17 protein-coding genes are annotated in these 20,775 nt (G+C 70.5%); 8 read left to right on the top strand and 9 right to left on the bottom strand.

Annotated features, from left to right (window positions below):
- Positions 1-65: 65 nt before the first annotated feature.
- Positions 66-2,639, bottom strand: a complete 2,574-nt coding sequence (gene valS, locus AFL01nite_RS09485; RefSeq protein WP_246119665.1) for a valine--tRNA ligase — start codon at positions 2,637-2,639, stop codon at positions 66-68.
- 81 nt (positions 2,640-2,720) lie between these two features.
- Between valS and AFL01nite_RS09490 the strand changes: the two genes are divergently transcribed.
- The gene (locus AFL01nite_RS09490) at positions 2,721-3,701 is read left to right on the top strand and encodes a GNAT family N-acetyltransferase (protein ID WP_146827437.1); all 981 of its coding nucleotides are present in this window, start codon (positions 2,721-2,723) and stop codon (positions 3,699-3,701) included.
- Here the strand turns inward: AFL01nite_RS09490 and AFL01nite_RS09495 are convergent.
- Positions 3,665-5,776, bottom strand: a complete 2,112-nt coding sequence (locus AFL01nite_RS09495) for an MMPL family transporter (RefSeq protein ID WP_146827438.1) — start codon at positions 5,774-5,776, stop codon at positions 3,665-3,667. The two genes, AFL01nite_RS09490 and AFL01nite_RS09495, sit on opposite strands and share 37 nt — an antisense overlap.
- A 157-nt stretch (positions 5,777-5,933) precedes the next feature.
- Here AFL01nite_RS09495 and AFL01nite_RS09500 point away from each other — a divergent pair, with 157 nt between their 5' ends.
- The 4 genes from AFL01nite_RS09500 (at position 5,934) to AFL01nite_RS09515 (ending at position 9,219) form a co-directional block, all read left to right on the top strand.
- Positions 5,934-7,283: a bifunctional folylpolyglutamate synthase/dihydrofolate synthase gene (locus AFL01nite_RS09500; protein ID WP_146827439.1), complete on the top strand. Its 1,350-nt coding sequence runs from the start codon at positions 5,934-5,936 to the stop codon at positions 7,281-7,283.
- Positions 7,280-7,615 (top strand): DUF4233 domain-containing protein, encoded by a 336-nt coding sequence (locus AFL01nite_RS09505; protein ID WP_146827440.1) that lies wholly within the window; start codon positions 7,280-7,282, stop codon positions 7,613-7,615. Before AFL01nite_RS09500 ends, AFL01nite_RS09505 begins: the two co-directional genes overlap by 4 nt.
- Before the next feature lie 73 nt (positions 7,616-7,688).
- Positions 7,689-8,366: a metallophosphoesterase family protein gene (locus AFL01nite_RS09510; protein WP_146827441.1), complete on the top strand. Its 678-nt coding sequence runs from the start codon at positions 7,689-7,691 to the stop codon at positions 8,364-8,366.
- Positions 8,359-9,219 (top strand): ParB N-terminal domain-containing protein, encoded by an 861-nt coding sequence (locus AFL01nite_RS09515; protein ID WP_146827442.1) that lies wholly within the window; start codon positions 8,359-8,361, stop codon positions 9,217-9,219. Before AFL01nite_RS09510 ends, AFL01nite_RS09515 begins: the two co-directional genes overlap by 8 nt.
- A 3-nt stretch (positions 9,220-9,222) precedes the next feature.
- Here AFL01nite_RS09515 and AFL01nite_RS09520 read toward each other — a convergent pair whose 3' ends face one another.
- The 5 genes from AFL01nite_RS09520 to AFL01nite_RS09540 form a co-directional block, all read right to left on the bottom strand.
- Complete coding sequence (locus AFL01nite_RS09520; RefSeq protein ID WP_146827443.1) at positions 9,223-10,392, bottom strand: ABC transporter ATP-binding protein; 1,170 nt, start codon at positions 10,390-10,392, stop codon at positions 9,223-9,225.
- Positions 10,393-10,404: 12 nt separating this feature from the next.
- The gene (locus AFL01nite_RS09525) at positions 10,405-11,244 is read right to left on the bottom strand and encodes a carbohydrate ABC transporter permease (protein WP_146827444.1); all 840 of its coding nucleotides are present in this window, start codon (positions 11,242-11,244) and stop codon (positions 10,405-10,407) included.
- 2 nt (positions 11,245-11,246) lie between these two features.
- On the bottom strand, positions 11,247-12,182 hold the full coding sequence (locus tag AFL01nite_RS09530) for a carbohydrate ABC transporter permease (RefSeq protein ID WP_146827445.1): 936 nt from the start codon (positions 12,180-12,182) through the stop codon (positions 11,247-11,249).
- Entirely contained in the window at positions 12,179-13,447 is a 1,269-nt protein-coding gene (locus AFL01nite_RS09535; protein ID WP_146827446.1) for an ABC transporter substrate-binding protein, read from the bottom strand. Before AFL01nite_RS09535 ends, AFL01nite_RS09530 begins: the two co-directional genes overlap by 4 nt.
- A gap of 137 nt (positions 13,448-13,584) precedes the next feature.
- Positions 13,585-15,261, bottom strand: coding sequence for a glycoside hydrolase family 13 protein (locus AFL01nite_RS09540; RefSeq protein WP_146827447.1), 1,677 nt, complete (start codon positions 15,259-15,261; stop codon positions 13,585-13,587).
- Positions 15,262-15,299: 38 nt separating this feature from the next.
- Between AFL01nite_RS09540 and ndk the strand changes: the two genes are divergently transcribed.
- Complete coding sequence (gene ndk, locus AFL01nite_RS09545; protein ID WP_146827448.1) at positions 15,300-15,707, top strand: nucleoside-diphosphate kinase; 408 nt, start codon at positions 15,300-15,302, stop codon at positions 15,705-15,707.
- Positions 15,708-15,711: 4 nt separating this feature from the next.
- Complete coding sequence (locus tag AFL01nite_RS09550; protein ID WP_146827449.1) at positions 15,712-16,452, top strand: 3-keto-5-aminohexanoate cleavage protein; 741 nt, start codon at positions 15,712-15,714, stop codon at positions 16,450-16,452.
- Positions 16,453-16,459: 7 nt separating this feature from the next.
- On the opposite strand, the gene AFL01nite_RS09555 is transcribed toward AFL01nite_RS09550, so the two are convergent.
- Positions 16,460-17,878 (bottom strand): CotH kinase family protein, encoded by a 1,419-nt coding sequence (locus tag AFL01nite_RS09555; protein WP_146827450.1) that lies wholly within the window; start codon positions 17,876-17,878, stop codon positions 16,460-16,462.
- A 106-nt stretch (positions 17,879-17,984) separates the two neighbouring features.
- Here AFL01nite_RS09555 and AFL01nite_RS09560 point away from each other — a divergent pair, with 106 nt between their 5' ends.
- Positions 17,985-19,292, top strand: coding sequence for a DUF2079 domain-containing protein (locus tag AFL01nite_RS09560; protein WP_186813888.1), 1,308 nt, complete (start codon positions 17,985-17,987; stop codon positions 19,290-19,292).
- A 54-nt stretch (positions 19,293-19,346) separates the two neighbouring features.
- Here AFL01nite_RS09560 and AFL01nite_RS09565 read toward each other — a convergent pair whose 3' ends face one another.
- Complete coding sequence (locus AFL01nite_RS09565) at positions 19,347-20,744, bottom strand: class II fumarate hydratase (RefSeq protein ID WP_146827452.1); 1,398 nt, start codon at positions 20,742-20,744, stop codon at positions 19,347-19,349.
- Positions 20,745-20,775 lie beyond the last annotated feature (31 nt).

Raw genomic sequence — 20,775 nt, forward strand, 5'->3', positions numbered from 1 at the left:
ACTCTGTGGCATTCGGTGCGAGTTTACGCGGCCGGGCGCGCCGTGGGAGGTTTCCCGCGATGCGGTCAGGCGTCGGCGAGCGTGGCGTCGACGACGAGCGGGCCGTCGGCGGCCGTCGTGACGACGTCGCCCACGATGCGTCCCGCGGCGCGCACGTCCGGCAGCGCCGAGGTGAGGAGCTCGATCGTGCCCGCGTCGCCGGAGATCGCGACGTGCGTGACCTCCGTGCGCTGGCTGACCTTCGCCGTCGACTTCGCGCCGCGGATGCCGGCCAAGGCCTCACCGGCGATCGTCAGCAGGCGCCCGTCGAACTCGTCGACCGCGAGGTCGTCGTGCGTCGGCCAGGCGGCGCGGTGGATCGAGCCCTCCTGCCACCACGACCAGACCTCCTCGGTCACGTACGGCAGGAAGGGCGCCAGCAGCCGCAGCTGCACCGACAGGGCCAGCACGAACGTGGCCTTGGCCGACCGGCCGGCCGCGTCCTCGCCGCGGGCGCGCTCCTTGACCAGCTCGAGGTAGTCGTCGCAGAAGTCCCAGAAGAACTTCTCGGTGACCTCGAGGGCCGACGTGTAGTCGTAGGCCTCGAAGTGCGACGTGGCCGCCTCGACGACGCCTCGCAGGGCCGTCAGCAGCGCCCGGTCGAGCGGCTCGGTGACCAGCGCCGGGTCGAGCAGGGAGGCGTCGGCGCCCAGACCGTACTGGTCGACCGGCGCCACGACGAACTTGCTCGCGTTGAGCACCTTCATCGCGAGGCGGCGGCCGACCTTCATCTGGGTCTCGTCGAAGGGGGAGTCGGCACCCGCGCGGGCGCCGGCGGCCCGCCAGCGGACGGCGTCGGCGCCGAACTTCTCCAGCACCTCGTCGGGCACGACCACGTTGCCCTTGGACTTGCTCATCTTCTTGCGGTCGGGGTCGACCACGAAGCCGGAGATGGCCGTGTTGGTCCACGGCACCTGGCCGAACTCCTGGTGGGAGCGCACGACGGTGGAGAAGAGCCAGGTGCGGATGATGTCGTGCGCCTGGGGACGCAGGTCCATCGGGAAGGTCCGCTCGAACAGGTCGAGGTCGCGCTCCCAGCCGCAGGCCAGCTGCGGCGTCAGCGAGGACGTCGCCCAGGTGTCGAGCACGTCGGGGTCGGCCACGAAGCCGCCCGGCTTGCCGCGCTGCGACTCGTCGAAGCCGGCCGGCGCCTGCGAGGCGGGATCGACGGGCAGGTCGTACTCGGGCGCGAGGATCGGGTTCTCGTAGTCGGGCTCGCCGTCCTCGTCGAGCAGGTACCAGACCGGGAACGGGATGCCGAAGAACCGCTGGCGACTGACGAGCCAGTCGCCGTTGAGGCCCTCGATCCAGTTCGCGTACCGCGACTGCATGTAGCCGGGGTGCCAGTCGATCCGGTCGCCGAGGCCGACCAGCTCCTGGCGCAGCTCGGCGTCGCGGCCGCCGTTCTTGATGTACCACTGGCGCGTGGAGACGATCTCGAGCGGCTTGTCGCCCTTCTCGTAGAAGTTCGCCATGCGCTGGGTGGCCTTCGGCTCGCCGTCGAGGTCGCCGGAGGCCTGCAGCGCGGCGGCGATCGCCTCGCGGGCGCTGAAGGTGGTCTTGCCGGCCACCTCGGTGTAGAGGGCCTCGCCGGGTCCGCCCGCGATCCACTCGGGCGTCTCGCGCAGGATGCGGCCGTCGCGGCCGATCACGGTGCGGTTGGGCAGGTCGAACTCGCGCCACCACTGGACGTCGGTCAGGTCGCCGAAGGTGCAGCAGTGGACGATGCCCGAGCCCTTCTCGGGGTCGGCCAGGGTGTGCGCCAGCACGGGAACCTCGACGCCGAAGATCGGCGAGCGGGCGGTCGTTCCGAACAGGTGCTGGTAGCGCTCGTCGTCGGGGTGGGCGATCAGCGCCACCGCGGCGGGGGTGAGCTCGGGGCGTGTGGTCTCGATGAACACCTGCTGGCCGTCGGCCAGGTGGTAGGCGACGCGGTAGTAGTGGCCCGGGTAGTCACGCGCCTCGAGCTCGGCCTGGGCGACCGCGGTCTGGAACGTGACGTCCCACATGGTGGGGGCGTCCTGGCTGTACGCCTCGCCGCGCGAGAGGTTGCGCAGGAACGCGCGCTGGCTCGTGGTCTGCGCCTCGCGGCCGATCGTCGTGTAGGTCTGTGCCCAGTCGACCGACAGGCCGAGCGTGCGCCACAGCTTCTCGAAGACCTTCTCGTCCTCCTGCACCAGCTCGTTGCACAGCTCGATGAAGTTGCGCCGGCTGATCGGGATCTGCTTCTTGGCGTCGGGCTTCTGCGGCGGCGTGAAGTCGGGGTCGTACGGCAGCGACGGGTCGCAGCGCACGCCGTAGTAGTTCTGCACCCGGCGCTCGGTGGGCAGGCCGTTGTCGTCCCAGCCCATCGGGTAGAAGACCTCGAACCCGCGCATGCGCTTGTAGCGCGCCATGAGGTCGGTGTGCGTGTAGCTGAAGACGTGACCCACGTGGAGGGAGCCCGAGACGGTCGGCGGCGGGGTGTCGATCGAGTACACCTGGTCGCGCGTCCTGCTCCGGTCGAACTCGTACGTGCCCTGCTCGGCCCATACGCCCACCCACTTCTCCTCGAGACCTTCGAGGACGGGCTTCTCGGGAACGCGGTTCTGTGTGGTCACAAGCGTCGATTCTACGGGGGTCGCCGGGCTGTCGGTGGACCACGGGCCCGGGCAGGCAGGATGGCCCCGTGAGGACATCGCATGGGTGAGACCGAGCGGCCGACGATCCACGTGGTGGCGGCGTTCACGACCGACGCGGCGGGCCGGATCCTGATGGTGCGCAAGCAGGGGTCGGAGATCTTCATGCAGCCGGGCGGCAAGCCCGAGCCGGGGGAGGAGCCGGTCGCCGCGCTCGTGCGCGAGCTGGCCGAGGAGCTGCTGATCGCGGTCGATCCCGACGACCTCGTGTCGTGGGGCCGGTACGAGGCGGACGCCGCCAACGAGCCCGGCCACCACCTCGTGGCCGACGTGTTCGCCCTGCGGCTCGACGGCGACGTCACCGCCGCCGCGGAGATCGCCGAGGCGCGCTGGTTCACCCGCGCCGAGGCCCGCGCGCTGGGTGCGCGGTTGGCGCCGTTGGCGCGCCGGATGCTCGAGCTGCCCGAGGTGCGCACGCAGTTCCGGCCGTTCCGCTTCACCGAGCCGATCGAGACGGCGCGGCTGCGGCTGCGGCCGATCACGGTGGACGACGTGGACGCGTTCCACGCGTACCAGTCCCGCGAGGACGTCGCCCGCTACATGCTGTTCGAGCCGCGCAGCCGCGAGGAGATGGCCGCGAAGGTGGCGGAGTGGTCCTCCCACACCGTGCTGGAGCGCGACGGCGACTACCTGGAGATGCCCGTCGAGCTCCTCACCGACGGACGCATGATCGGACACCTCTACCTGAGCCTGCGCAGCGTCGACCACCTCACCGCCGAGATCGGCTGGGGCCTCCATCCGGACTTCCAGGGGCAGGGCTTCGCCGAGGAGGGCGCCCGAGCGCTCATCCGGCTCGCCTTCGAGCGGATGCACCTGCACCGGGTCGTCGCCGAGCTCGACCCGCGCAACACCGCGTCGGTCCAGCTCTGCCTGCGCCTCGGCATGCGCGAGGAGGCGCACTACCGCGAGGACCTGTGGTTCAAGGGCGCCTGGGCCGACACCGGGGTCTACGCGATGCTCGCCAGCGACTTCTCCTCGCGCTGAGCCTCCTGCGGCCGTGACAGGCGGCTCGGCCACCAGATCCGGCGGCCGATGTCGAGGTTGAGGGCGGTCACGAGCACCGAGCGGACGATGATCGTGTCGAGCAGCACGCCGATCGCCACGGTGAAGCCCAGCTCGGCCAGGAACACCACGGGCAGCGTCGCGAGCGCGGAGAACGTGCCGGCCAGCACCAGGCCGGCGGACGTGATGACGCCGCCGGTGGCCGCCAGCCCGATCAGAGCGCCGCGCCGGGTGCCGTGCACGATCGACTCCTCGCGCACGCGGGTCATCAGGAAGATGTTGTAGTCGATGCCCAGCGCCACGAGGAACACGAACGCGAACAGGGGGAACGACGAGTCGGCCCCCTCGAAGCCGAACACGTAGCGGAACACCAGGGCACTGATGCCCATCGCCGCGGCGAACGACAGCACCACGGTGACGAGCAGGATCAGCGGAGCCGCGATCGACCTCAGCAGGAGCATCAGCACGAGCAGGACGACCACCAGGATGATCGGGATGATCAGCCGGTTGTCGGCGGACGAGGCGTTCTGCACGTCGAGGTTGAGCGCGGTGTTGCCGCCCACCAGGGCGTCCGCACCGTCGACCGCGTCGACGGCGTCGCGGATCTCCCCGATGGCGGTCCGGGCCGCGGCCGAGTCGCTGGAAACGGTGAGGGTCGCCTCGAAGTAGGCCAGGTCGCCCTTGGTCTGGGGCGGGGTCACCGAGGCCGTGTCGACGCCCTCGAGGCCGGCCACCACCGACCGGACCTCGGCGGCGCCGTCGGCGTTCGCGATGACCTGGACCGGATCGCCCGCGCTCGCCGGGAAGTGCTCGGCGATGCGCTCCTCGGCCACGACCGACGGTTGGGTCGTCGTGAACGACTCGGCGTTGCTGAGGCCCGTCGCGTCGAGCTTGACCACGCCGAAGGACAGGGCGAGCAGGACGAGCGAGGTGACCACCCAGACCACGCGCGGGGCCTTCGCGATGCCCCGGCCGACGCGCGCCCAGATGCCGACGTCCGTCCGCTCGGGGTCGCCGAAGTGCGGGATGAACGGCCAGAACACCCACCGGCCGAAGATGACCAGCAGCACCGGCAGCAGGACGAGCATGAGCAGCAGCGCGACCGCGATGCCCGCCGCGCCGACGGGTCCCAGCCCGGCGGTCGAGTTCATCTGCGCGAACACCAGGCACAGCAGGCCGATGATCACGGTGCTGCCACTGGCGAAGATGGCTGGTGCGGCCCGGTGCAGGGCGTGGGCCATCGCCTCATGGCGGTCCTCGTAGTGGCGCAGCTCCTCGCGGTAGCGCGCCACCAGCAGCAGCGCGTAGTCGATCCCGGCGCCCAGGACCAGGACGCTGAGGATGCCCGCGCTCTGGCCGTTGACGGTGAGGTCGGCGTACTTCGCCAGCAGGTAGACCAGGCCTTGGGCGGCGAAGACGCTCATCAGCCCGCAGAACAGGGGGATGAGCCACAGCAGGGGGCTCCGGTAGGTCAGCAGCAGCATCACGACGACCACGCCGACGGCCGACAGCAGCAGGATGCCGTCGATGCCGGCGAACGACTCGGCCTGGTCGGCGCCGAGCGCCGCCGGACCGCCGAGGTCGACCCGCAGGTCGGTGTCCGCGACGGCGGACTTCGCGGCGTCCCTCACCTCGTCGATCCAGCCGGGCAGCTCCTCCCAGCCCTCCTCGTCCAAGGTCATCGGGACGATCAGCTGGAGCGCCTGCCCGTCCTCGCTCGGGATGGGCCCGACGACCTCGCCGACGGGGACGTCCTCGAGGGCGCCGATGTCCTGGACGGCGGACTTCGCGGCGGCCAGGTCCTGCGGGCCGACACGGTCCGGCGCCGTGAGCAGGACGATCGCCGGGGCGGTGTCCTCGTCGTAGAACGCGCCCGCCTTCTCGATCACCCGGGTCGACTCCGCGTCGTCGGGAAGCCACGACGCGATGTCGTTGTCCTGGACGCTCGCGAGCTTCCCGCCGAACGAGCCCAGGCCGGCGACGATCACCAGCATGAGGGCCAGCACGGCCCACTTGACCCACCGATGGGTGATCCACCCAGCCACCTGACGATTCATCCGTCCAGTTTCCGCCCGCGCCGCCGATCCTGGCCATGGGTGAGATCCCCCATCTTGCCGCCCATTGCGCCGCACGCTTCACGCCCGTCACCGCGCCCTCGTCGGTCACTCCCGTGGCGTGGCGGGCGGGTCGTCGCGCGGTGGGATACTGGAGGCGATGAGGCCCACGTACCCCGATGTCGAGCTCGCCCTGCTGTCCCGTTGGCCCGAGACCCGGCTCGAGCCCTCGCTCGACCGGATCCGCGCCGTCTGCGAGCTGATGGGCGACCCGCAGCACGCCCAGCCGGTCATCCAGCTGACCGGCACGAACGGCAAGACCTCCACCAGCCGGATGATCGACGCCCTGCTGCGCGCCCTGGACCTGCGCACGGGCCGGTTCACCAGCCCGCACCTGCAGCGGATCAACGAGCGCATCTGCATCGACGGCGAGCCATTGAGCGACGACCTGTTCGTCGACGCCTACGCCGACGTCGCGATCTACGCCGACCTCGTCGACCGCGACCAGCCGCACCCGCTGAGCTTCTTCGAGATGCTCGTGGCGATGGGGTACGCCGCCTTCGCCGACGCCCCGGTCGACGTCGCCGTGGTCGAGGTCGGGATGGGCGGCGCGTGGGACGCCACGAGCGTCGCCGACGCGTCGGTCGCGGTGATCACCCCGATCGACGTCGACCACGCCTCCTACCTCGGGGACACGCCCGCCGACATCGCGGTCGAGAAGTCGGGCATCATCAAGCCCGGCAGCCGCACGGTCCTGGCCTCCCAGCCCGAGGAGGTGCTGGAGGTCATGATGCGCCGCGCCAACGAGGTCGGCTCGATGCTCGTCCTCGAGGGGGCCGACTTCCGCGTCGAGTCGCGCACCGCGGCCGTCGGCGGCCAGCTGTTCACGATCGAGGGCGTCAAGGGCCGCTACGAGGACATCCTGCTTCCCCTGCACGGAGCGTTCCAGGCACGCAACGCCGCGCTGGCGCTGGCCGCCGTCGAGGTGTTCACCGGCGACGCCCAGCTCGACCCCGACCTGATCCGCGCGGGCTTCGGCGCGGTGACGTCGCCCGGCCGCCTCGAGGTCGTCCGGCGCAGCCCCACGGTCGTCCTCGACGCGGCGCACAACCCGCACGGCGTGCGCGCGATGGTCGAGTCGGTCAGCGAGGAGTTCGCCTTCAGCCCGCTCATCGGCGTCGTCGGCATCATGGCCGACAAGGACGCCGAGGAGATCCTGCGCGAGCTCGAGCCCGTCGTGGCCCACCTGATCTGCACGCAGAACAGCACCGAGCGGTCCCTGCCCGCCGCCGATCTGGCCCAGGTCGCGGCCGGGGTGTTCGGCCTCGACCGGATCGAGGTCGTGCCCCGCCTCGACGACGCACTCGAGCGCGCGATCTCGTTCGCCGACGCGCCCGGCGAGGAGTTCGGCGACTCGATCGGGTCCGCCGGCGTGCTCGTCACCGGCTCGGTCGTCACCGTCGGTGAGGCGCGCACGCTGCTGCGCGGCGCGGAGGGCGACCCCGCATGAGGCACATGTGCGCGGCGATGCTGACCCTCCAGGCGATCATCCTGGGCCTGTCGATCCCGGTCATGATCGCCGTCCAGGACGTCGACCCGCTCGTCGCCTCGCTGCTCGGCGGCGGCCTCGCGGTGCTGTGCCTCGTCACGACCGGCCTGCTGCGCCGGCCGTGGGCGTACTGGCTGGGCCACGCCATCCAGGCGGCCACGATCGCGCTGGGGCTCCTCGTGCCGATCATGTTCTTCATCGGGCTGATGTTCGCCGCCCTGTGGCTGGGCGCCTTCTTCCTCGGCCGCAGGATCGAGGCCGACAAGGCTCGCTGGGCCGCGGCGGGCGAGTAGGCGCGCCGCTTCGTCACCCGCTCCATCGCCGGGATGTGACCTGAGTCACCCCTGCCCCGGGTACGGTGGAGCCATGGCTCGGGTCCTCGTGGTCGCAGACGAGATCTCGCCGGTGATCCACGACGCCGGCGTGCGTCGGCTGCGCCCCGACGTGGTCCTGGCCGCCGGCGACCTGCCGTGGGACTACCTGGAGTTCCTGTCCTCGATGCTCGACGTCCCGGTGGTGTTCGTGCCGGGCAACCACGATCCCGAGGTCGAGGCGCCGTTGTCGGGCTTCCGCGGCTGGTTGACCAGCAACGGGATGCCCCAGGAGGACCCGCGGCCGCTCGGCGGCACCAACGCGGACGAGTCGATCGTCGACGTCGCCGGGCTGCGCATCGCCGGCCTCGGCGGCAGCATCCGCTACAACGACGGCCCCAACCAGTACACCCAGGACGAGTTCGCCAAACGCGCCAGGCGCCTGCTCAAGGTGGCCGCCAAGCGTGGGGGAGGGGTCGACGTCCTGCTGACCCACTCGCCTCCACGCGGCCTCGGCGACGGCGACGACCCGCCGCACCACGGCTTCGAGGCGCTGCACGAGGTCCTCGAGACCCTGCAGCCGCGCTGGCACCTCCACGGCCACATCCACCCGTACGGCCAGGCCCAGCCCGACCGCATGATCGGGGACACCACGATCCGCAACGTCGTGCCCTACAAGCTGATGGAGATCGCGACGGCCCTCGACCCGGACCCGGTGGGCGGTCATGGCTGATTCGGGATCCCCCCGGATCGACGCCGAGAGCGACTTCATGCGGGCTCGGCGCCTGCAGACGCTCTCCGCGCTCGCGGCCCGCCTGCGCGGCGAGGGCGGCGGCAGCACCCAGGCCCTCTCGTTCGACGAGGTCGTCGACGCGCTGGGCCGCCGCGGTGAGCGTCGCATCGGCCTGCACCTCATCCCGCTCGACGCGATCATCGGGTCGGTCGACAAGGTGCGCGACTTCGACCGCCGGTTCCGGCCCACGTCCGACAAGAGCCGGGCCCGCTGGGAGCGGATCGCGCGGGCCAGCCGCGTGGGCGAGGAGATCCCGCCCATCGACGTCTACAAGCTCGGCGACTACTACTTCGTGCGCGACGGGCACCACCGCGTCTCGGTGGCCCGCGCGCTGCGGCTGCGGCTCATCGAGGCCGAGGTCACCGAGGTGCAGACCCTCCTCGAGCCGCGCGACATCGGCCGCCGCGAGGATCTCGAGATCAAGCACTGGCGCAAGGTGTTCATCCAGCGGGTGCCGCTCACGCCGTCGGTGCGCGAGCGGGTGCGGGTGACGCGCCCCCACGCCTACGGGATGCTCGCCGAGATGGTCGAGGCCTGGGCGGCGCGCACGATGCAGTCCGAGGGCGAGCTGATGGACAAGAAGACCATGGCGCGCCGGTGGTACGACGAGGAGTTCCTGCCCGTCCTCGAGCTCGTCAACGAGGCGGGCCTCAAGGGCGAGGACGAGACCGACGGCGACGCGTACATGCGCGTCTCGGGCGAGCGGTACCGCCTCATCCGCGAGCACGCGTGGAACCGCGAGATCATGCGCGACGTCGCCGCCGGCAAGCGGCGGCGACGCAAGCCGCGCTGACCGTCAGGACGTCCGGCTGATGTTCTCGCCGCTCTGGGCGTCGAAGATCTGGACCTTGGCGGTGTCGATGTAGAGCTCGGCGGTGTCGCCGGCCTTGACCCGCGACTCGGCGCTGAGGCGCGCGTTGATCTGCGTGCCCTCGCCCGTCATGTCCTGCCCGGTGTCCTTGGCCAGGTCCTCCAGGTCGGCGTTCGCGGCACCGCCCTGCACGGTGAAGTACGCGTAGACGTCCGAGCCCATCTGCTCGACCAGGTCGACCGTCACGCTCGTCCGGGCCCCGTGGGCGTCGTCAGCCATGAGCGACGCGTCCTCGAAGTGCTCGGGACGGATGCCGACGATCACCTCGCGGTTGGCGCTGCCGGACCGCAGGGCCTCGCGGGCCGTGTCGGGCACGGGCAGGTCGCCCAGCGGGGTGTCGAGCGTGTCGCCGTTGATCGTGCCGGGCACGAAGTTCATCGACGGGCTGCCGATGAAGCCGGCCACGAAGAGGTTGTTCGGGTGGTCGTACAGGTCGGTGGGGGAGCCCACCTGCTGGATCTTGCCGGCGCGCATCACGACGACGCGGTCGCCGAGGGTCATGGCCTCGGTCTGGTCGTGCGTGACGTAGACGGTGGTCGTGCCGAGGGTCTTCTGGATCCGCGCCACCTGCGTGCGCATCTGCACGCGCAGCTTCGCGTCGAGGTTCGACAGCGGCTCGTCCATGAGGAACGCCTTGGGGCTGCGGACGATCGCGCGACCCATCGCGACGCGCTGGCGCTGACCACCGGAGAGGTTCGAGGGCTTGCGGTCGAGGTGCGCCTCGAGCTCGAGCATCTTCGCGGCTTCCTGGACCTTCTGGTCGATCGTCGCCTTGTCGGTGCCGGCCAGCCGCAGCGGGAACGCCATGTTCTCGTAGACGGTCATGTGCGGGTACAGCGCATAGGACTGGAACACCATCGCGATGTCGCGGTCCTTCGGGGCCTTGTCGTTGACCACCGAGCCGTCGATCCTCAGGTCGCCGGTGGTGATGTCCTCCAGCCCCGCGATCATGTTCAGGGTCGTCGACTTCCCGCAGCCGGACGGGCCCACGAGGATGATGAACTCCCCGTCCTCGATGTGGAGGTTGAAGTCCTCCACCGCCACCGCGCCGTCGGGGTACCGCTTGACCACGTGGTCCAGAACGATTTCAGCCATGATGAGTTCCTTTCAGCCCTTGACGGCGCCGCTGGTGAGGCCGGCAACGATCCGGCGCTGGAAGAAGAGGACGAAGATGACGATCGGGATGGTGATGACCACCGCGGCGGCGGCCACCGTCTGGGTCGGTTTCTCGAACGTCGTGGCGCCGGTGAAGTAGCTCAGGGCGGCGGGCACGGTGCGGGAGCGCTCACTGGAGGTCAGCGACAGCGCGAAGAGGAAGTCGTTCCAGCAGGTGATGAAGACCAGGATGGCCGTGGTGAACACGCCCGGCATGGCCAGCGGGGCGATGACCTTGCGGAACGCCTGGTACGGCGTGGCGCCGTCCATCTTGGCGGCCTTCTCGAGCTCCCACGGGATCTCGCGGAAGAAGGCGCTCAGGGTGTAGATCGCCAGCGGCAGCGCGAAGGTGATGTACGGGATGATCAGGCCGAGCCAGGTGTCGAACAGGCCGATCCCGGTGAGGATCTTGAACAGCGGCGTGACCAGGGCGATCTGCGGAAACATGGCGATCATCAGCGAGACGCCGACCACGAGCGACTTGCCCGGGAAGTCCAGGCGGGCCACCGCGTACGCGGCCATGGTGCCCACGATCAGCGCGATGAACGTCGCGATCAGGCAGATGCCGATCGAGTTGATCAGGGCCCGGGTGAAGCTGTCGTTGGCGAAGATCGCCTCGTAGTGCTCGCTGGTGACCTTGGTGGGCAGGAACGAGCCGTCGTTGAGGGTCGCGTCCGGCTTGAGAGACAGCGAGATGATCCACACCACCGGGATGAACGCGTACAGCAGGACGATCGCGTTCACCACCCACCAGATCGACTTGGTCTTCGTCGTCTCCGTCGTGGTGCTCATCGTCACCGCCTCCCTTCGTCGGAGCCCGGAGCCGCGGCCCCGAACAGCTTGATGAAGATGAACGCGATGATCGCGATCGCCAGGAAGATCAGCACCGACATCGTCGAGCCGATGCCGAGGTTGAGGCCTCGCATCAGGTTGTTGTAGGCGACGATCGAGACGCTGGACGTCTCGTTGGCGCCGCTGGTCAGCACGTAGATGTTGTCGAAGACGCGGAAGGCGTCGAGGGTGCGGAACAGGACGGCGACCAGGATCGACGGCTTGATCAGCGGGACGGTGACCTTCCAGAACCGCTGCCACGCCGACGCGCCGTCGATGGAGGCGGCCTTCAGCAGGTCCTCGGGCACGAGCGCGAGTCCGGCCATCAGCAGCAGCGCCATGAACGGGATGGTCTTCCAGACCTCGGCCAGCACGATGATCCAGAAGGAGCTCCACTGCCCGGTCAGCGGTGCACTGTCGCCGGCCAGCCAGCCGATGCCTTGGCTCCAGGCGAAGCGCCAGCTGAAGGCGGCGACCACGGTGACGATCGCGTACGGCACGAGGGCCGAGGTGCGGACCAGGCCGCGACCGACGATGGTGCGGTGCATCACGATCGCCAGCGCCATGCCGAGGATGAGCTCGAAGACGACGCTCACGACGGTCAGCAGCAGGGTGAACCCGAAGGCCTTCCACCAGATGTCGCTGGACAGGACCGTGATGTAGTTGTCCAGGCCGACGAACTCGTTGTCGTCGGGCGTGCGCAGGTCGGCACGGAAGAACGACAGCCACAGGGCGTAGCCGATCGGGTAGGCCGTGACGGCCACCATCAAGATGGCGGCGGGTGCGACCAGCATCAGGCCCAGGCGGCGCTCGGCCTTCTTGCCCTCGCTGTGCCGCTGGCGGGCGATCGCGGCGCTTTCGTCCTCCGTGCGCTCGTCGACGGGAGCGGTGACGCTCATGGCAGGATCCCCTTCCCCTCGATGGCGTCGTTGATGGCGCCCTCCAACTCCTTGGTCGTCGCCTCGGGATCGATGCTCGTGGGCGGCGAGAGCGTCGACGAGATGATCGTCGAGATGTTCTGGTAGACCGGCGAGATCGGTCGCGAGCTGGCGGCCTCGAGGGACTCCAGCAGGACCGGGCCCTGCGGGTAGACCTTCTTGAACTCCGGCTCGTCGAAGACCGTCTCGTTGACCGGCGGCTCACCGGCGGTGATCGCGTGCTTGAGCTGGTTCTCGGGGGAGCGCAGGCACATGGCCGCGTCGAACGCCTCCTCCGGGTGCTCGCTGAACTTGCTGATCGCGAAGTTCATGCCGCCGACCGTGACCTTCGACGGTTGACCCTCGACCGCGCTCGGGAACGTGGCGAAGCCGAGGTCGTCGGCGATGTCGGGGGCCGCCTCGCGCATCGCACTGCCGACGTAGGGCCAGTTGAGGCTGAAGGCCGACTCGCCGTTCTGCAGCTGCGCGAAGACCTCGGGCTCCTGGGAGTTCGAGAGCGAGCGGCTGGCCAACCCGGACTCGGCGAGGCGGCTCAGCAGGCCGAGGGCCTCGGTGGTCTTGTCGTCGATCGTGGACTTGGTGCTGTCGTCGTTGACGATGGTGCCGCCGAAGGAGGACAGGATCGTGTTGAAGCCGACCACCAGGCCCTCGTAGCGGGCTCCGGTGAACCCGATCTGGTACGGGTCGCCGTCGGCCTTGAGCTTCTCGGCCATGTCGAACATCTCGTCCCACGTGGCGGGCGGCTTGCCGTTGCCGGCCTTCTCGACCAGGGACTTGCGGTACCAGAGGATCTGGGCGTTGGTGTGCTTCGGGATGCCGTAGAGCTTGTCCTTCCACGTCGCCGTCTCCAGCGGGACCGCGAGCGTGTCCTCCGACGCGGCGGCGGCCTGCTCCTCGGTCAGCGGCAGGATCCAGCCCGCCTCGGCGAACTCGGCCGTCCAGACGACGTCCATGCCGAGCAGGTCCATGCCCTCGTCGCCGGCGGCGAGGCGGCGGACCAGCTGCTCGCGCTGACCGTCCGCGTCGCTCGGCACGAGGTTGCCCTCGATGCGGTAGGCGCCGTCGGCCTGTTCGTTGCAGCCGTCGATCAGGTCCTGGAAGCCGGTGGCGGACGCGCCGCCGAACAGGTTGATGACCGGTGTACCGCCTTCGTCGCCTCCGCCGCAGGCGGCCAGCGACAGCAGCAGCGTCGCGGCAGCGGCCAAGCCGACTCCTCGGCGGGACATCCTCGTTCGCGTCGTCACGTGCACCACCCGACCTTCCCCCGAGAGTCTGCGGCGTGCGACCTGTGGAAATGTGACGCCGCTCACATGAAACTACGGCGGGCGGAAGAAACCCGCAAGTCCCGGGGAAGGACGGTGGCTCAGCCGGGAGCGACCCAGGCCGTCGTGTCGGTCGGCAGGCGATGCCCGTCGAGCGACCCGCTGACCACCAGGAGCTCGCCGTGGGGCAGGTCGATCGACGTGTCCCCGAAGTTGGTGACGACCTGCACCCGACGCCCACCGTCGGCGGTGATCGTGAAGGCGAGGACGTCCTCGCCGAGGTCCTGCCAGTGCAGCTCGCCGCAGCCCAGGCCGTACCGCCGCCGCGTGGCCAGCACCCGGCGGTAGAACTCCAGGGTGCTGCCGGCCACCCCGTCCTGGCGGTTGGGGGCCAGGTCGCCGTAGACCTCGGGCTGGGGCAGCCAGCTCTTGCCGGTGGTGTTGAAGCCGAAGGCGGGCTGGTCGGCGTGCCACGGCACCGGCACGCGGCAGCCGTCGCGGCCCACGTCCTCGCCGTGGGTGCGCGCGAACGTGGGGTCCTGGCGCACGTCGTCGGGGAGGGTCGTCGCCTCGGGCAGACCCAGCTCCTCGCCCTGGTAGAGGTAGGCCGAGCCCGGCAGCGCGAGCATCACGGCCGTGGCGGCACGGGCGCGGCGCAGGCCCACGGTGGCGTCGGGCTGAGGGTCGTCGGGGCCGATGCCCAGGATGCGGGTCGGCCTGTCGATGTCGTACGACAGCCGCGAGGCGTGCCGGGGGACGTCGTGGTTCGACAGCACCCAGGTCTGCGGCGCACCGACGGCGGCGGTCGCCGCGAGCGCGTTGGTGATCGACTCGCGCTGGTGCCGCTGCGTCCACGGCGTCATGAGGTAGCCGAAGTTGAACGACTGGTGCAGCTCGTCGGGGCGCACGTACTTCGCCAGGGAGTCGTCGGGGACGACCCACGCCTCGGCCACGAGGATCCGGTCGGCGTCCTCGCCCTCGACGCGGTACTCGTCGACGAGGCGGCGCCAGTCGCGGTAGACCTCGTGCACCTCGGGCTTGTCCCACATGGGCTGCACGGAGGTGGCGTGGGTGGCGATGTCGTACTCGGCGGGGGCGTCGGGTAGGCCGGCCTCCTTGTGCAGGCCGTGCGCCACGTCGATCCGGAAGCCGTCGACGCCGCGGTCGAGCCAGAACCGCAGGATCGAGCGGAACTCCTCCTGCACCTCGGGGTTGTTCCAGTCGAAGTCTGGCTGCGTCGGGTCGAACAGGTGCAGGTACCACTGGCCGGGCGTGCCGTCGGCCTTCTCGGTGCGGGTCCACGCCGGGCCGCCGAAGGTGCTCTGCCAGTTGTTGGGCGGGAACTCGCCGTCGTCGCCGCGGCCGTCGCGGAAGATGTACCGCGCGCGCTCGGGGCTGCCGGGCTCCGCGTCCAGCGCGGCCCGGAACCACGCGTGCTCGCTGGAGGAGTGGTTGGGCACGAGGTCGACGATGACGCGCAGGCCCAGCTCGTGGGCGCGGTCGGTCAGCGCGTCGAAGTCGGCCAGCGTGCCGAACAGCGGATCCACGTTGCGGTAGTCGGCGACGTCGTAGCCCGCGTCGTTCTGCGGACTCGTGTAGAACGGCGACAGCCACACCGCGTCGACGCCCAGCGCGGCCAGGTGGTCGAGGTGGGACGTGATGCCCGGCAGGTCGCCGATCCCGTCGCCGTCGGAGTCCGCCCAGGACCGCGGATAGACCTGGTAGATCACGGCGTCACGCCACCAGGCGTCCGGCAGGGGGCGGGTGCTGTCGACCATGGGAACTCCTCGAACAGCGCGCGGGATAGGTTGTGCTCATGACGCAGCGCACGCTTGTTCTCATCAAACCCGATGCCGTCGCGCGCGGCTTGGTGGGGGCGGTGACGTCGCGCTACGAGGCCAAGGGCCTGCGCATCGTCGCGATGCAGCACCGCGCGATCGACGCCGAGATGGCCGACGCGCACTACGCCGAGCACGTCGAGCAGCCGTGGTACCCGCCGCTGCGCGAGTTCGCGACGTCCGGCCCGCTGGTCGCGATGGTGCTCGAGGGCGACGAGGCCATCGACGTCGTCCGCGCCCTGAACGGCGCCACCGACGGCCGGAAGGCCGCACCCGGCACGATCCGCGGCGACCTGTCGCTGTCGAACCGCGAGAACCTCGTGCACGCCTCGGACTCCGAGGAGTCCGCGGCGCGCGAGATGAACCTCTGGTTCCCGGGACTGTGACCCCATGGGCGGGCCGATCACGATCCAGGCCTGCCTGAACGGCGCGCGGCCGCCGGCCGCGCACCCGGCCCTGCCGGTGACCCCCGAGCAGATCGCCGACGACGTCGCCGCGGTCGTGGCGGCCGGTGCCGACTGCGTGCACCTGCACCCGAAGGGCGACGACGGGCTCGACACGCTCGCTCCCGACTTCGTCGACGCCCTCATCGCCGCGGTGCACGTCGCCGCGCCTGCCCTGCCCATCAGCGTCACGACGGGGGAGTGGGCGCTGCCCGACCCGACCGAGCGCGTGGCCGCGATCCGCGCGTGGGGACTGGTCCCGCACCTGGCGTCGGTCAACTGGCACGAGGCCGGCTCGGCCGCGGTCGTGGAGGCGCTCTTCGAGCAGAGCGTCGGCATCGAGGCCGGGCTGTGGTCGCTCGACGACGTCCGCGACTGGGCCGAGTCGCCCGTCCGCGACTCGGTGACGCGGGTGCTGCTCGAGCTCCCCGACCGCATCGGCGAGGAGCAGGTCACCGTGCTGGGCGAGGAGATGGTCCGGGCGGTGCGCGCGCAGGCTCCGGACGTCCAGATCCTCCTGCACGGCGAGGGGGAGTCGGCGTGGCCGGCGCTGCGCCTGGCGGTGCGACTGGGCCTCGAGACCCGGATCGGGCTGGAGGACACCGTGCACCTGCCCGACGGAAGCATGGCGCCCGACAACGCGTCGCTCGTCCGGGCCGCGCGCGACCTGGCCGCCCGCCTGGGCTGAGCGGACCTCAGTCCAGCAGCTCGCCGTCGAACCAGGCGACGCGGCGCTCGATCCAGCGGCGCAGCAGGTCGACCTCGTTCTGCCAGCCCTCGCGCACCTCGACCGTGGGGTCGTCGTTGGCGAAGACGTAGGTGACGGGGTCGTTGTCGAAGGCGCTGGCGGTCAGCGGCAGCCCCGGGCCGTCGACCTCCGGCGGGCTGAAGTTGTCGGCGGCGTCGTCGGCGATCACGGCGGCCCGCTCGTCGATGAAGTCGCCGATCGTCGCCATGTCCTTCGAGACCTCGGCCCAGCGGTCGGCCACGCGGCGCGCGAACCACGGGTCGGACATGAGCACGGTGAGGTAGTGGCCCTTGCGCTGGTTCCACAGCTGGGTCGGCGAGAACGCCTGGCGCCAGCCCGGGTCGTCGCTGATGTCGTACCAGGCGCGCTGGAGCCACCAGCCCTTCGGATGGTCGAGGCGCCACGAGCCGTTGCTGCGGTTGCCCTGCGACGCGTCGAAGGCCCACGGCGGACCCATCGCCACGGTGTCGTCGCCGCGCAGCACCATGAGGACGTCGTCGTCGAACGGGCTGCCGAGGTTCTTGGTGAGCTCGTTCAGCAGGTACCAGTCGACGAACGAGGCGACGTCGATCCGGTCGCGGTAGCCGTTGTCCGGGAACTCGCGGTCGTAGAGCAGATCCTCGATCCGCTGGAAGCGCACCGCGGCCTCGGACGCGCCGCCCTCGCTGCCGGGCAGGTAGAGCTGCAGTCCGCGGTCGGTGCGGAACCGCGGGTGGTCGAGGTCGCGGCTGTCGGCCAGGAGCAGCACGTCGTCGTCCTCGAGCTCGGCGCGACCCTCCTGGGCGGTGGGGCGCTCGCCGAACGAGTACAGCCCGCACGGGGCGCCGTTGATCTCGAGGTTGGCCGGCACCAGCCGGGGCACCCAGTCGAAGCCGAGGCGTCGGGCGATCTCCATCGCGCCGGCGGTGCGCAGCAGCGACCGGTCGGCGAAGTGGTCCAGCAGCACCCAGTCCCGCGAGGCGGGCAGGCCCAGGACGGAGGCGGGCTCGGCGAGCTCGAGGTCATAGGGCCGCTTCAGCCCGAGCCACGGGTTCGCGGTCTCGGACACCCGCACGTCGGCGTCGAGCTCCTGCTCGTCACCGGCGGGGTCGCGCACCGTGAGCTCGACCGAGGTGGGGTCCTCGATGCTGGTGATCAGCTCGGTGCACGCCGCCGGGGGCTCCTCGGCGAGGTCGTCGGTGGGCACCTCCAGCCGGACGGTCGTGACGCCGTCGACCTCGACCGGCGGCTGCTCGGCCTGTGACGCGGGGGTGTTCGGGGCCTCGGCATCGGGCGCGGCACGGACGTTGACCAGGACCAGGAGGGCCAAGAGCCCCAGGGCCAGAACCGCGATCAGCGCCACCGAGATCCTGCGCGACCGACTCATGCTCGAACACTACGTCGTGGGACACCCCCGGGCGGGGCAGACCGCGCCGTGGGACGTCGTGCCGAGAGGACGCAACGTCGGGTTACCGCCCGGTACGGTGTCGAGCGTGAAGCGATGGATGCCGTGGGGCTGGGCCGTGGTCGTCGGAGTGCTCTACTCCCTGATCTCCCTGTTGTCCTGGCGCCGGCTGACGGTCAACTCCTGGGACAACGCGATCTTCGAGCAGGCCGTGAAGGCGTACTCGCGGTTCGAGGCACCGATCGTCCCGGTGAAGGGGCCGGACTACAACATCCTGGGCGATCACTTCTCGCCGATCGACGCCCTACTCGCGCCGGCCTACTGGCTGTTCCCCTCGGGGCAGACGCTCCTCGTCGCCCAGGGGGTGCTGATCGGCCTGTCGGTCGTGCCGGTGACCAAGCTCGCCGTCGAGCGCCTCGGCGTACGCGTCGGGTGGACCATCGCGCTGATGTACGGGCTGGCGTTCGGCTTCGGCAACGCCGTCGTGGCCGACTTCCACGAGGTGGCGTTCGCCGTGCCGATCTTGGCGATGGCCGGCGTCGCGTTCGTCGAGCAGCGCTGGAGCGCGGTGGTGTGGTGGTCGCTGCCGCTGCTGCTGGTGAAGGAGGACATGGGCGTCACCGTCGCGGCCGTGGGCGTGGCTCTGTGGCTGGCGGGCGAGCGGCGCCGGGGCCTGCTGCTGGCGATCGGCGGCGCGGTCGCGCTGGTGCTGGTCGTCTGGGTCGTCATCCCGTCGTTCAACACCGGCGGCGGCTACGACTACACCGACAACCTCGGCGGCGAGGTGGGCCTGTGGGAGACGCTGACGACCGAGGCCGACCGCAAGCTCCTCACCCTGCTGCTCACGCTCGGCGTCACGGGCTTCGCCGCGCTCTGGTCGCCGTGGGCGGTCGTGGCCGCACCGACGTTCGTGTGGCGGTTCTTCGGCGACGTCGAGTACTACTGGGGCACCGAATGGCACTACTCGATCGTGATCATGCCGATCGTGTTCGTGGCGATGATCGACGCGATCGGCCGACGTCGCTGGCTCGAGTGGCCGGGCGTGGTGCTGGGAGCGGCCGTCGGCGGCTACCTGCTCGCCGGTGGACCTCTGGTGAAGCTGCTGGAGCCGACGACGTGGGACGCCTCGCCGCGGCGTGAGGCGCTGCAGGACGCGATCGGGACCATCCCCGAGGACGCGGTGGTCGAGACCGACATCGCCGTGCTGAAGTACCTCACCAGCAGTCACGACGAGGCGTACTGGGAGGGCACGATCGGCGACGTGGTGCCGGACTACCTGATCTTCGACCGCAACCTGATGCCGCGCGACCCGCTCGAGCACGGCGCCCAGCACGGCGGCACCTACCGGATCGTGTTCGACCGCGACGGCTACGTCGTGGCCGAGAAGGTCGGCTGAGACGAGCACGCCGCCCGTCCCCGAGGGGAGAGGGCGGCGTGAGGACCGGAGCCCTTACGGGTGGGTCATGCTCATGACGTCGAGGGCGCTGTCGAGGTCGGCCTCGCTGATGTCGCCGCGCTCGACGTAGCCCTCCTCGATCACGACCTGGCGGATCGTCTTGCGCTCCTTGACGGCCTTCTTCGCGATCGCCGCGGCGTTCTCGTAGCCGATGTGGCGGTTGAGCGGCGTGACGACCGAGGGGCTCGACTCCGCCAGCTCGCGGCAGCGGTCGACGTCGGCGGTGATGCCGTCGATGCAGCGGTCGGCGAGCGTCGTGGAGGCGTTGGCCAGCAGCCGCATCGACTCGAGGATGTTGCGGCCGATGACCGGCAGCATCACGTTGAGCTCGAACGAGCCCGAGGCGCCGGCGAACGCGATGGCGGCGTCGTTGCCGATGACCTGGGCGCACACCATGAGGGTGGCCTCCGGCAGGACCGGGTTGACCTTGCCGGGCATGATGCTCGACCCGGGCTGCAGATCGGGCAGGTGGATCTCGCCCAGGCCGGTGCGCGGGCCCGAGCCCATCCAGCGCAGGTCGTTGTTGATCTTGACCAGGCTCACCGCGATCGTGCGCAGCTGGCCGGACATCTCGACCAGGCCGTCGCGGGCGCCCTGGGCCTCGAAGTGGTCGCGCGCCTCGGTCAGCGGCAGGCCGGTGCGCTCGGCGAGGATCTCGATGACCCGCTGCGGGAAGCCCTGCGGGGTGTTGATGCCCGTGCCGACGGCCGTGCCGCCGAGGGGGACCTCGGCCGTGCGCGGCAGCGATGCCTCGACGCGCTCGATGCCGCGGCGGATCTGGGCGGCGTAGCCGGCGAACTCCTGGCCGAGGGTGACCGGGGTGGCGTCCATCAGGTGGGTGCGGCCGGACTTGACGACCTCGGCGAACTCCGTGGCCTTGGCCTCGAGGCTCTTCGCGAGGTGGTCCAGCGCGGGGATGAGGACCGTGAGGGCCGACTCGGTGGCCGCGACGTGGATCGAGGTCGGGAACACGTCGTTGCTGGACTGCGAGGCGTTGACGTGGTCGTTCGGGTGCACCTCGATGCCCGAGTTCTTCGTCGCCAGCGTGGCCAGGACCTCGTTGGTGTTCATGTTGCTCGACGTGCCGGACCCCGTCTGGAAGACGTCGATGGGGAAGTGCGCGTCGTGGCGACCGGCGGCGACCTCGTCAGCGGCGGCGACGATGGCGTCGGCCATGTCCTGCTCGAGGATGCCCAACTCGGCGTTGGCGGTGGCACAGGCGGCCTTGATCTGGGCCAGGGCCCGGATCTGCGCCGACTCGATCGGCGTGCCGGAGATCGGGAAGTTCTCGACGGCGCGCTGGGTCTGGGCCCGCCACAGGGCGTCGGCGGGGACCTTGACCTCGCCCATCGTGTCGTGCTCGATGCGCCATTCGGTGTTGTTTTCGGTCATGGCCCGAACCCTAGTAGGCGCAGCGGTTGCT

This window comes from Aeromicrobium flavum (assembly GCF_007992115.1).
Taxonomy (GTDB): Bacteria; Actinomycetota; Actinomycetes; order Propionibacteriales; family Nocardioidaceae; genus Aeromicrobium; species Aeromicrobium flavum.

Bases quoted from the DNA above. Each gene is read 5' to 3' on its own strand.
- AFL01nite_RS09505 (WP_146827440.1), top strand. From the start codon at position 7,280: ATGAGGCACATGTGCGCGGCGATGCTGACCCTCCAGGCGATCATCCTG.
- AFL01nite_RS09500 (WP_146827439.1), top strand. From the start codon at position 5,934: ATGAGGCCCACGTACCCCGATGTCGAGCTCGCCCTGCTGTCCCGTTGG.
- AFL01nite_RS09555 (WP_146827450.1), bottom strand. From the start codon at position 17,878: ATGAGTCGGTCGCGCAGGATCTCGGTGGCGCTGATCGCGGTTCTGGCC.
- AFL01nite_RS09525 (WP_146827444.1), bottom strand. From the start codon at position 11,244: ATGAGCACCACGACGGAGACGACGAAGACCAAGTCGATCTGGTGGGTG.
- AFL01nite_RS09535 (WP_146827446.1), bottom strand. From the start codon at position 13,447: ATGTCCCGCCGAGGAGTCGGCTTGGCCGCTGCCGCGACGCTGCTGCTG.
- AFL01nite_RS09565 (WP_146827452.1), bottom strand. From the start codon at position 20,744: ATGACCGAAAACAACACCGAATGGCGCATCGAGCACGACACGATGGGC.
- AFL01nite_RS09495 (WP_146827438.1), bottom strand. From the start codon at position 5,776: ATGAATCGTCAGGTGGCTGGGTGGATCACCCATCGGTGGGTCAAGTGG.
- AFL01nite_RS09490 (WP_146827437.1), top strand. From the start codon at position 2,721: ATGGGTGAGACCGAGCGGCCGACGATCCACGTGGTGGCGGCGTTCACG.
- ndk (WP_146827448.1), top strand. From the start codon at position 15,300: ATGACGCAGCGCACGCTTGTTCTCATCAAACCCGATGCCGTCGCGCGC.
- AFL01nite_RS09520 (WP_146827443.1), bottom strand. From the start codon at position 10,392: ATGGCTGAAATCGTTCTGGACCACGTGGTCAAGCGGTACCCCGACGGC.
- AFL01nite_RS09510 (WP_146827441.1), top strand. From the start codon at position 7,689: ATGGCTCGGGTCCTCGTGGTCGCAGACGAGATCTCGCCGGTGATCCAC.
- AFL01nite_RS09530 (WP_146827445.1), bottom strand. From the start codon at position 12,182: ATGAGCGTCACCGCTCCCGTCGACGAGCGCACGGAGGACGAAAGCGCC.
- AFL01nite_RS09550 (WP_146827449.1), top strand. From the start codon at position 15,712: ATGGGCGGGCCGATCACGATCCAGGCCTGCCTGAACGGCGCGCGGCCG.
- AFL01nite_RS09515 (WP_146827442.1), top strand. From the start codon at position 8,359: ATGGCTGATTCGGGATCCCCCCGGATCGACGCCGAGAGCGACTTCATG.
- AFL01nite_RS09540 (WP_146827447.1), bottom strand. From the start codon at position 15,261: ATGGTCGACAGCACCCGCCCCCTGCCGGACGCCTGGTGGCGTGACGCC.